The organism is Microbacterium sp. (genome assembly GCF_047972865.1).
In the GTDB taxonomy this organism is placed as follows: domain Bacteria; phylum Actinomycetota; class Actinomycetes; order Actinomycetales; family Microbacteriaceae; genus Microbacterium.
This window is the reverse complement of the sequence record NZ_JBKEAY010000127.1, coordinates 1-9,278: the sequence shown is the minus strand read 5'-3', so window position 1 is coordinate 9,278 and position 9,278 is coordinate 1. Positions and strand designations below refer to the sequence as shown.

Genomic DNA, 9,278 nt, shown 5'->3' with positions numbered 1-9,278 from the left:
GGTACGGGGCGCAGGCCCCGCGAAACCGCTCGGAGAGCGGTGAGTGGTCAGCCCGCCAGCCGCTGTCGCAGGTCGCTGAGGCGGGAGGAGATGGAGGCGTCGACGACCTCGTCGCCGATCTCGACGCGGATGCCGCCGACGACCTCGCGGTCGATGACGACGTTGATCGACACCTCGCCCCCGGTGCGCTGCGCGAGCAGCGCCTGCAGGCGCGCCTGCTGAGCGTCGGTGAGCGCGGCGGCGGCGTACACCGTCGCGACGGTGCGGCCGCGCTGGTCGGCGACCAGGCGCATGGCCCAGCTCAGCAGCGAGCGCACGCGGCGACCCCGCGGCTGCTGGACGAGCGAGGAGACGATGAGGCTCGTTGCCGGGCTGGTGCGACCGGCGAGGAGCTTCTCGATCAGCGCGCCCTTCGCGGACGGCTGTCCGAGCCTGCTGCCCAGTGCCAGTTCGAGCTCGGGGTTGGCCGCGACGGTGCGTGTCACACCGAACAGTTCGCCCTCGACGTCGACGGTCGATTCCGCCTTCGCCGCGGCACGGACCGCGAGCTCTTCGATGCCGGTGACGAGGTCTTCCGCGGACGACCAGCGCTGCGCTGCAGCGGCGTCGATCACCGCGGTCACCGCGGGGCGGTAGCCGCCGAAGACGGTAGCCACCACCTGACGCCGCGCCGCGGGTGCCGCCGCGGCGTCGGCGAGGGCACCGCTGAGTGGCTTCGAGTCGCCCATCGCGCGCGCAGCCGCGAACAGCTCCTGTGCGACGCCCAGGTCGACGCCGGACGCCGCGTCGAGCGCCGCCGTCGTCGCCGCCAGGGCCTGCGTGGTCGCGCTTCCCATTACTTGGCCGTCTCTGACGCCTCGAGGTCCGCGAGGAAGCGGTCCACGACGGACTGCGCCTTGACGTCGTCCGACAGCGTCTCACCGATCACATTGCCCGCGAGGTCGAGCGCGAGCGTGCCGACCTCACTACGCAGCGAAACGAGCGCCGTCTGACGTTCGGCTTCGATCTGCGTGTGCGCCGTCGCGGTCAGTCGAGCCGCCTCGGTGGAGGCCGCCTCCTTCGCCTCGGCGACGATCTTCTTGCCGTCCTCGCGGGCGGCCTCACGGATCTCACCGGCTTCCTTGCGCGCCGAGGCGAGCTGCGCCGTGTACTCCTCGAGCGCGGCCTCGGCCTTGCGCTGGGCCTCGTCGGCCTTCGCGATGTTGCCCTCGATGGCCGTGGCTCGCTGGTCGAGCAGATCCTTCATCTTCGGCAGCGCGACGCGCCAGAAGACGAAGAGGATGATGACGAAGCAGACCGCCGACCAGATGATGTCGTACCACGCGGGAAGCAGAGGGTTGTGCGTCGCACCCTCTTCCGCGGCGTACGTGACAAGAGCGTTCAGCATCCTGTCTCCTTAAGGCTGGTGGCGGGCGATCAGTTGGTGAAGATGAAGTAGGTCGCGATGCCGATGAAGGCGAGCGCCTCGGTGAAGGCGATACCGATCCACATCAGCACCTGCAGGCGGCCGGCCAGCTCGGGCTGACGGGCCACGCCCTCGATCGTCTTGCCGACGACGATGCCGACGCCGATGGCGGGGCCGATGGCGGCGAGGCCGTAGCCCATCGTTGCGACGTTGCCGGTGACCTCGGCGAGAACCGTAGTTGCGTCCACGGGTGTGTTTCCTTTCGGGGTTGGGTGGGAGAACCGTCGGGTTCGCCCGCTCAGTGCTCTTCTGCCACCGCGAGCTGGATGTAGACCGCGGTGAGGATCGTGAAGACGTAGGCCTGGAGGACGGCCACCAGGATCTCGAACAGGGTGAAGACGAAGCCGAACGCGAGCGACCCGGCGGCCAGCGCCGACCACCACCCGCCGAGATCGAGAAGGAAGAACTGCGTGGCGGCGAAGAACAGCACCAGCAGGAAATGACCGACCATCATGTTCATGAGGAGTCGAAGCGTCAGGGTGACCGGGCGGATGACGAAGGTCGAGATCAGCTCGATCGGCGTGACGATGAGGTAGATCGGCCACGGCACGCCCGACGGGAACAGCGAGTTCTTGAAGAAGTTCTTCGGGCTCTTCTTGATGCCGGCGTAGATGAACGTGACGTAGCTGACGGCCGCCAGCAGCAGCGGCACGGCAATGATCGAGGTGCCCGCGATGTTCAGGAACGGGATGATGCCCGTGATGTTCATGAACAGGATCATGAAGAAGATCGTGGTGAGGATCGGCAGGAACCGCTGCCCGTCCTTCTTGCCCAGCAGGTCTTCGGCGATGCCGGTGCGGACGAAGTCCAGCCCCATCTCGACGACGCTCTGGAAGCGACCGGGGACGACCTTCATGCGCCGCGTGCCGAGCCAGAAGATCAGCACGACGGCGATCGTCGCGAGGAACTGGATCAGGTGGATGCGGTTGATGACCAGGTCGCCGATCTGGAAGACGGCTTCCGGGAAGAACTCATCGATCGTCGGGCCATGGAACTGCGGTCCGTCATCGGTCGAGGTGGCGATCAGGGTCGCAGCTTGAGTAAACAGCACTGGCTCCAGCTTCGGGGCGTCGGCGTGAACCGAAGCGACGATGGTCGGTGAGCGTGACTCCGCACTGACTCTAGGAGCGGCGGGCTCACGACCACCCTAGCAAACCTCAGTGCCCGTCCTCACCCGAATCCTCCTCGGCGGCTGAGATTTGTTCGCCCGAAGGCAAGGCGACATCGCTCACGTGCGGGATCCGCATCCGCATCATCACGATCGCGTCGACGGCGAGCGACCCGAGGACGGTGACCACCAGGAAGATGAAGAACACCGTGCCGTTCAGCCACGGCTGATCGCGCAGCACGAGCAGTACGACGATGAAGACGCCGAACTTGACGACCCACCCGCCCATCACCGTGCCGAAGAAGATCGGGACGTACAGCGGATCCCCGTACCAACGGTTGGCGATCAGGATGCTGAGCGCGGTCATCGCGAGGAAGACCGCCCCGATCAGCACCGCGACCAGTGCGCTCCACGCGCCGTCGGTGCCGGCGACGGCGAACCCGACGAGTGCGCCGACGACGGCCAGGCACGCCGCCAGCACCCCCGCCCACCGCAGCGTCGTCCGCAGGAGGGGCGTACTGGAGATGGCAGGGCGTGTCATGACGGCATCCTCTCATCGGTGTCTGAGCGCGATCGTGCGCGGGCCGGGATCACGGTCACCACGACACAGGCCAGCGCGCCCACCACGAAGAACGCGATCCCCGGCCAGTATCCGCCCGGCCAGTCCTGCCGGGTGCCGATGTACATCATGAGCACCGACAGGCTCGCCACGGCGGTCCACGCGTAGAAGATCAGCACCGCGTCGCGGTCGCTGTGACCCATATCGAGCATGCGGTGGTGCAGGTGTTTGCGGTCCGCACTGAACGGGGACCGCCCCTGCATCGTCCGGCGGATCACGGCCATGCCGAAGTCGAGCAGCGGCAGCAGCACCACCACGATCGGCAGCAGGATCGGGATGAACGCACCCAGCAGCTGGGAGCGGCCGAACACGTCGTTGTCGGTCAGCATCGTCTGCGGGAGGTTTCCGGTGACTGCCAGCGCCGAGCACGCCATGAGCAACCCGATCATGAGGGCGCCGGAGTCGCCCATGAACATACGTGCGGGGTTCCAGTTCAGCGGCAGGAAGCCGAGGCACACGCCCAGGAGCACGACCGCCATGAAGGCGGCGAGGTTGGCGTAGCTGGTGAAACCATAGTCGCGCATCAACAGGTAGGTGTACGCGAAGAACACCGCGTTGGCGATGAGGGCGACACCGGCGACGAGCCCGTCGAGCCCATCGATGAAATTGATGGCGTTCATCACCACGACGATCGCCAGGACCGACACCAGGAAGCTCAGCCAGCTCGACACCACGACGACCGTGCCGATGGGGAGGGCGAAGATCTGGAACCCGCCGGGTCCGACGACGATGCCCGCCGCGAGGAACTGTGCCCCGAGCTTGACCATCCAGTCCAGGTCCCAGACGTCGTCGGCCACGCCGACCAGCACGATGAGCGTCGTCGCGCCCAGGAGCGCCCAGTTGCGCTCGGGCCGGTCCCAGAAGATTTGGAAGTACGGGATCTGCGCCGACATCACGAACGCGAAGACGACCCCGAGGTACATCGCCACACCGCCCAGGCGCGGCGTGGGACGTGCGTGCACATCGCGCTCGCGGATCGCCGGGTAGATGCGGTAGCGGATGCCGAAACGCCACACCGCCCACGACAGCAGCAGCGTGACGAGCGCGGTGGCGACGACGACGAGCGCGTAGTACTTCACGCCGCGCCGTCCGCGGCCGGCGCCAGCAGGTCACCGAGCACCTCGCGCAGTTCGTCCCGCCCGACCACTCCCTCGCGCAGCACCCGCACCGGCCGCTCCCCCGTGACCAGCCCCGTGGCATCGATGATGGTCGAGGCCGCGCCATGGACGGATGGGCCGCCGTCGATGTAAACCGCCACGGCATCGTGCAGCATGTCGACGGCGTCGTCCACGGCGATCGCCGGGGGGCGACCGGTGAGGTTCGCGCTGGAGACCGCCAGCGGACCGCACTCCTCCAGCACCTCTCGGGCGAGGGGATGGTCGGGCATGCGGACGGCGACGGTGCCACCGGTGTCCCCGAGGTCCCACGAGAGCGAGGGCTGCGCGGGCAGCACGATGGTCAGGCCTCCCGGCCAGAAACGCTCGATGAGCTCCTCGACCTGCGACGGGACCTCCGCGACGAGCGCCTTCATCGTGGTGACGCCGGCGACCAGGACCGGCGGCGGGCTCTGACGGCCCCGCCCCTTCGCCGCCAGCAGTCGCGCGACCGCAGCAGAACTGAACGCGTCGGCGGCGAGACCGTAGACCGTGTCGGTCGGCATGACGATCAGCTCGCCCCGGCCGATCGCTTGACGGGCCTGGCGCATACCGGGGAGCAACTGCGCCGCATCGCGGCTGTCGAACAGGTGGGACATCTCGCCGTCAAGTGTACGGCGCGCCCGCGAGCCGCCCGCGGCAGCGGCGTGCGACGACGCGCGGACACGATCTGAATCTGGGGACGGGGTGGTCACGGCCCGGGGCGGGGTGGGATGCCTACGGGCGGAGCGCGGTGGTGACCCGGTCCCGCATCGTGAGGTCGGGGTGGGTTGCCGCGGCGCGCCACCCGTCGGCGGTCAGGAGCGCCCGGATGGCGGCGCCCTGGCTCTCGCCGTGCTCCAGGACGACGGCTCCGCCCGGGTGCAGCAGGCGCAGCGCCACACTCGAGAGCACACGGATGACATCGAGCCCGTCCGACCCGCCGTACAGGGCGGACGGCGGATCCCACAACCGCACCTCCGGGTCGCGTGGAATCGCCTCGTCGGGGACGTACGGCGGATTGGACACGACGACCGAGACCGTGCCGTCGAGGTCTCCGAACGCCTCGGCCAGGTCGACGAACGCGAGTCGCGCGTTGTCGGCGCCGACCTCGGCGAAGTTCTGCTTCGCCCACGTGAACGCCGCCACCGCGTTCTCGGCGGCGTATACGCGGGCGTGGGGCACCTCCGTCGCCAGCGCGAGCGCGATCGCACCCGACCCGGTGCCGAGATCGACCGCCACCGGTGCTGCCGACGCGGTCGCCCGCAGCACATCGATCGCCAGTTGCGCGACGACCTCCGTCTCGGGGCGCGGCACGAAGACTCCCCGCCCGACGGCCAGGTCGAGGTGACGGAAGGGCGCGCGGCCCGTCAGGTGCTGCAACGGCTCACGCGCGGCGCGCCGGTCGACCAGTTCGGCCAGGTGCGTCTCCTCGGCGGCCTGAACCGTGTCGCCGCGGACGACGGCGGCCGCCAGTGCCCCGCGGTCACAGGCCAGCACATGGGCAGCCAGCAGCTCCGCGTCGACGGCCGGTGTGGGCACACCTGCGGCAGCGAGGCGGGTCGTCGCGATCTGCAACAGATCGGACAGGCGCGGGAACGGGAGGTCGGGAGGGGTCATCGGCGACCACCACCCTATCCGGGCGCAACGTCATATTCGCTCGGGGAACAAACCGCGGCCCTAGTGTTGTTGACTACCTGTTGTTGTGCCCCATGACACCCGTCCGAAAGGCCCCCGCCATGCCCGAACCGGTCACCCACGGCATCCACGCCGACATCACCAGCGCCTACGGCAACACGCCGCTGGTGCGCTTGAACCGCGTGAGCGAAGGACTGCCCGGCACCGTGCTGGCCAAGCTCGAGTTCTACAACCCGGCCTCCTCCGTCAAGGACCGGCTGGGCATCGCCGTCGTCGATGCCGCCGAAGCCTCCGGCGACCTGCAGCCGGGCGGCACGATCGTGGAGGGCACGAGCGGAAACACCGGCATCGCGCTGGCCATGGTGGGCGCCGCGCGCGGCTACCGCGTCATCCTCAGCATGCCCTCGTCGATGTCCATCGAGCGGCGCATGCTCCTGAAGGCATACGGCGCGGAGCTGGTGCTGACCGACCCCGCCCTCGGCATGAAGGGCGCCGTCGCCAAAGCCGAGGAGATCGCCGGATCCACCCCCGGTGCGGTGCTCGCACAGCAGTTCGCGAACCAGGCGAACGTCGAGGTCCACCGGAAGACGACCGCCGAGGAGATCCTCCGCGACACCGACGGGCAGATCGGCTACTTCGTCGCCGGCATCGGCACCGGCGGCACCATCACCGGCGTCGGTCAGGTGCTGAAGGACCGCGTCCCGGACGCGAAGATCGTCGCGGTCGAGCCGGCCGAGTCGCCGCTGCTGACCGAGGGCACCCCCGGCCCGCACAAGATCCAGGGCATCGGCCCGAACTTCATCCCGCCGATCCTCGACCGGTCCGTGATCGACGAGGTCCAGGACGTCTCGTTCGAGAACTCGATCGCGACGGCGCGCGACGTCGCCGTGCGCGAGGGGATCCTGGTGGGCATCTCCTCCGGCGCCGCGGTGTGGGCCGCGCTGCAGGTGGCGGCGCGTCCCGAGGCCGCCGGGAAGAACGTCGTGGTGGTGATCCCCTCCTTCGGCGAACGATATCTGTCGACCGCACTGTACGAGCACCTGCGGGAGGACTGATGGCCGGGGCATGGGATCGGATGCGGGAAGACCTGGCGGCCGCGAAGCTGCGCGATCCCGCCGCGCGCAGCGCCCTGGAGATCGCCCTGCTCTATCCGGGCCTGCACGCCATCTGGTCGCATCGGCTCATGCACCGGCTGTGGCAGCGTCGTCTGCGTTTTCTGGCGCGGGCCGGCTCGCAGGTGACCCGCTGGCTGACCGGCATCGAGATCCACCCCGGCGCGACGATCGGCCGGCGCTTCTTCATCGACCACGGCATGGGGGTCGTCGTCGGTGAGACGGCGGAGGTCGGCGACGACGTCATGCTGTACCACCAGGTGACCCTCGGCGGTCGCACGCGCGATGCCGGCAAGCGCCACCCGACACTCGGCGACGGAGTCCTGGTCGGCTCAGGCGCGAAGGTGCTCGGCCCCGTCGTGATCGGCGCCCGCTCGGCGATCGGTGCCAACTCCGTCGTCACCCGCGATGCCCCCGAGGACTCCGTCATCGTCGGCATCCCGGGAAAGGCACGGCCACGCGTGCCCGGCGAGGACACCCGCGCCCTGCTGGCTGCGCCCGAGTACCACATCTGACGGCGACGCCGCCTCCGCGTCGCGCGGCGGGCGGCGTCGTCACCGGTCCGAGGTCGCTCGGGAGACTCGGTGACGTGCGGTCCTCAGGGCATCCGGGACCTGGGCGGGTCCCCCGTGACCACCGTGTCACGGGGCGGCACCGTCGAGCCGCTGAACGCGAGCGGCAGACCCACCGCGAGGATCGGACGGTCGGCCGGTTCAGCCGATCTCGGCCAGCCGCGCTTCTTCGTCGGCGGTGATCGCCGACTCGACGATCGGGTCCAGGGAGCCGTCCATCACCTGATCGAGGTTGTACGCCTTGTACCCGGTGCGGTGGTCCGCGATGCGATTCTCAGGGAAGTTGTACGTCCGGATGCGCTCGGAGCGATCCATGCCACGGATCTGCGAGCGACGCGCGTCGGACGCGGCGGCATCCCGCTCCTCTTGCTGCTTGGCGAGCAGCCGCGCGCGCAACACCCGCATGCCCGCCTCTCGGTTCTGCAGCTGCGACTTCTCGTTCTGCATCGCGACCACGATGCCGGTGGGAACGTGGGTGATCCGCACGGCGGAGTCGGTGGTGTTCACCGACTGTCCACCCGGACCCGAAGACCGGTACACGTCGATCTTCAGGTCGTTCGGGTCGATCTGCACCTCCTCGGGCTCGTCGACCTCCGGGAAGACGAGGACCCCGGTCGTGGAGGTGTGGATGCGGCCCTGCGACGCGGTCGCCGGCACCCGCTGCACCCGGTGCACACCCCCCTCGTACTTCAGGTGCGCCCACACCCCCTGCGCCGGGTCGCTGGAGACGCCCTTGATCGCGACCTGCACGTCCTTGTAGCCGCCCAGGTCGGACTCGGTGCGCTCCAACAGTTCGGTCTTCCAGCCCTTCGCGGCGGCGTACTGCAGGTACATCCGCAGCAAGTCGGCGGCGAACAGTGCGGACTCCGCGCCCCCCTCCCCCGCCTTGATCTCCATGATCACGTCACGGGCATCGTCGGGGTCGCGAGGAATCAGCAGGCGCCGCAACCGTTCCTGGGCGGCCTCAAGGCCCTCCTCCAGCACGGGCACTTCACGCGCGAACGCGTCGTCTTCCGCGGCGAGCTCGCGCGCCGCGTCGAGGTCACCGGACGCGTTCGTCCACGCGTCGTAGGCGGCGACGATCTTCGACAGCTCCGCGTACCGGCGGTTGACGCGCTTGGCACGCGCCGGATCGGCGTGCACCGCCGGATCGGAGAGTTCCTCCTGCACCGCGCGGTGCTCGTCGACCAGCGACTGGACCGACTCGAACACGGTCAGCGGATGCTGTTGTCGTGCCCGTTCGTGCCGCCCTCGTGCGTGGGCGTCGGGATCGACTTCTGCATCTGCACCAGGAACTCGACGTTGGACTGCGTCTCTTTGAGCTTGCCGAGCACGACCTCCAGCGCCTGCTGCGGGTCGAGCCCCGCCAGCGCGCGCCGCAGCTTCCAGGTGATCTTCACCTCGTCCGGCGACAGCAGCATCTCCTCGCGGCGCGTCGAGGACGCGTTGATGTCGACGGCGGGGAAGATCCGCTTGTCGGCGAGCTGGCGGTTCAGTCGAAGCTCGCTGTTGCCGGTGCCCTTGAACTCCTCGAAGATCACGTCGTCCATCTTGGAACCGGTCTCCACGAGCGCCGTGGCGAGGATCGTGAGCGACCCGCCGTTCTCGATGTTGCGCGCGGCGCCGAAGAA

General features: G+C 69.1%; 11 protein-coding genes and 1 pseudogene. 2 read left to right on the top strand and 10 right to left on the bottom strand.

Going from position 1 to position 9,278, the window contains the following annotated elements:
* Positions 1–47 precede the first annotated feature (47 nt).
* From ACK5KK_RS07845 to prmC, 8 genes are all read right to left on the bottom strand, one after another.
* Positions 48–836, bottom strand: coding sequence for a F0F1 ATP synthase subunit delta (locus ACK5KK_RS07845; protein WP_416889527.1), 789 nt, complete (start codon positions 834–836; stop codon positions 48–50).
* Positions 836–1,387 carry a F0F1 ATP synthase subunit B gene (locus tag ACK5KK_RS07840; protein ID WP_416889526.1) on the bottom strand — a complete coding sequence of 184 codons (552 nt, stop codon included), beginning with the start codon at positions 1,385–1,387 and terminating at the stop codon, positions 836–838. The genes ACK5KK_RS07845 and ACK5KK_RS07840 overlap by 1 nt, the downstream gene beginning before the upstream one ends.
* Before the next feature lie 29 nt (positions 1,388–1,416).
* Positions 1,417–1,653 (bottom strand): ATP synthase F0 subunit C, encoded by a 237-nt coding sequence (gene atpE, locus ACK5KK_RS07835; protein WP_416889525.1) that lies wholly within the window; start codon positions 1,651–1,653, stop codon positions 1,417–1,419.
* 50 nt (positions 1,654–1,703) lie between these two features.
* On the bottom strand, positions 1,704–2,516 hold the full coding sequence (gene atpB, locus ACK5KK_RS07830) for a F0F1 ATP synthase subunit A (RefSeq protein ID WP_416889524.1): 813 nt from the start codon (positions 2,514–2,516) through the stop codon (positions 1,704–1,706).
* A gap of 106 nt (positions 2,517–2,622) precedes the next feature.
* A complete protein-coding gene (locus ACK5KK_RS07825) occupies positions 2,623–3,114 on the bottom strand; it encodes a hypothetical protein (RefSeq protein WP_416889523.1) in 492 nt (163 codons plus the stop codon).
* Complete coding sequence (locus ACK5KK_RS07820) at positions 3,111–4,271, bottom strand: MraY family glycosyltransferase (RefSeq protein ID WP_416889522.1); 1,161 nt, start codon at positions 4,269–4,271, stop codon at positions 3,111–3,113. Before ACK5KK_RS07820 ends, ACK5KK_RS07825 begins: the two co-directional genes overlap by 4 nt.
* The gene (locus ACK5KK_RS07815) at positions 4,268–4,945 is read right to left on the bottom strand and encodes an L-threonylcarbamoyladenylate synthase (RefSeq protein WP_416889521.1); all 678 of its coding nucleotides are present in this window, start codon (positions 4,943–4,945) and stop codon (positions 4,268–4,270) included. The genes ACK5KK_RS07820 and ACK5KK_RS07815 overlap by 4 nt, the downstream gene beginning before the upstream one ends.
* A 118-nt stretch (positions 4,946–5,063) precedes the next feature.
* Positions 5,064–5,945 (bottom strand): peptide chain release factor N(5)-glutamine methyltransferase, encoded by an 882-nt coding sequence (gene prmC, locus ACK5KK_RS07810; RefSeq protein ID WP_416889520.1) that lies wholly within the window; start codon positions 5,943–5,945, stop codon positions 5,064–5,066.
* A 119-nt stretch (positions 5,946–6,064) separates the two neighbouring features.
* On the opposite strand from prmC, the gene cysK reads away from it, so the two are divergent.
* Both cysK and epsC read left to right on the top strand, forming a co-directional pair.
* Positions 6,065–7,018, top strand: coding sequence for a cysteine synthase A (gene cysK / locus ACK5KK_RS07805; protein ID WP_416889519.1), 954 nt, complete (start codon positions 6,065–6,067; stop codon positions 7,016–7,018).
* Positions 7,018–7,590, top strand: a complete 573-nt coding sequence (epsC, locus tag ACK5KK_RS07800) for a serine O-acetyltransferase EpsC (RefSeq protein WP_416889518.1) — start codon at positions 7,018–7,020, stop codon at positions 7,588–7,590. The genes cysK and epsC overlap by 1 nt, the downstream gene beginning before the upstream one ends.
* A gap of 198 nt (positions 7,591–7,788) precedes the next feature.
* Here the strand turns inward: epsC and prfA are convergent, their stop codons facing one another.
* Together prfA and ACK5KK_RS07790 are read right to left on the bottom strand one after the other, a co-directional pair.
* On the bottom strand, positions 7,789–8,859 hold the full coding sequence (prfA, locus tag ACK5KK_RS07795) for a peptide chain release factor 1 (RefSeq protein WP_416889517.1): 1,071 nt from the start codon (positions 8,857–8,859) through the stop codon (positions 7,789–7,791).
* Between the two features lie 2 nt (positions 8,860–8,861).
* Positions 8,862–9,278: pseudogene (locus tag ACK5KK_RS07790) on the bottom strand (transcription termination factor Rho); the annotation flags it as partial.

What these genes read in the sequence shown, in the direction of transcription:
- ACK5KK_RS07815 (WP_416889521.1), bottom strand. Translation starts at nt 4,945, where the DNA reads ATGTCCCACCTGTTCGACAGCCGCGATGCGGCGCAGTTGCTCCCCGGT.
- cysK (WP_416889519.1), top strand. Translation starts at nt 6,065, where the DNA reads ATGCCCGAACCGGTCACCCACGGCATCCACGCCGACATCACCAGCGCC.
- ACK5KK_RS07825 (WP_416889523.1), bottom strand. Translation starts at nt 3,114, where the DNA reads ATGACACGCCCTGCCATCTCCAGTACGCCCCTCCTGCGGACGACGCTG.
- prmC (WP_416889520.1), bottom strand. Translation starts at nt 5,945, where the DNA reads ATGACCCCTCCCGACCTCCCGTTCCCGCGCCTGTCCGATCTGTTGCAG.
- epsC (WP_416889518.1), top strand. Translation starts at nt 7,018, where the DNA reads ATGGCCGGGGCATGGGATCGGATGCGGGAAGACCTGGCGGCCGCGAAG.
- ACK5KK_RS07845 (WP_416889527.1), bottom strand. Translation starts at nt 836, where the DNA reads ATGGGAAGCGCGACCACGCAGGCCCTGGCGGCGACGACGGCGGCGCTC.
- ACK5KK_RS07840 (WP_416889526.1), bottom strand. Translation starts at nt 1,387, where the DNA reads ATGCTGAACGCTCTTGTCACGTACGCCGCGGAAGAGGGTGCGACGCAC.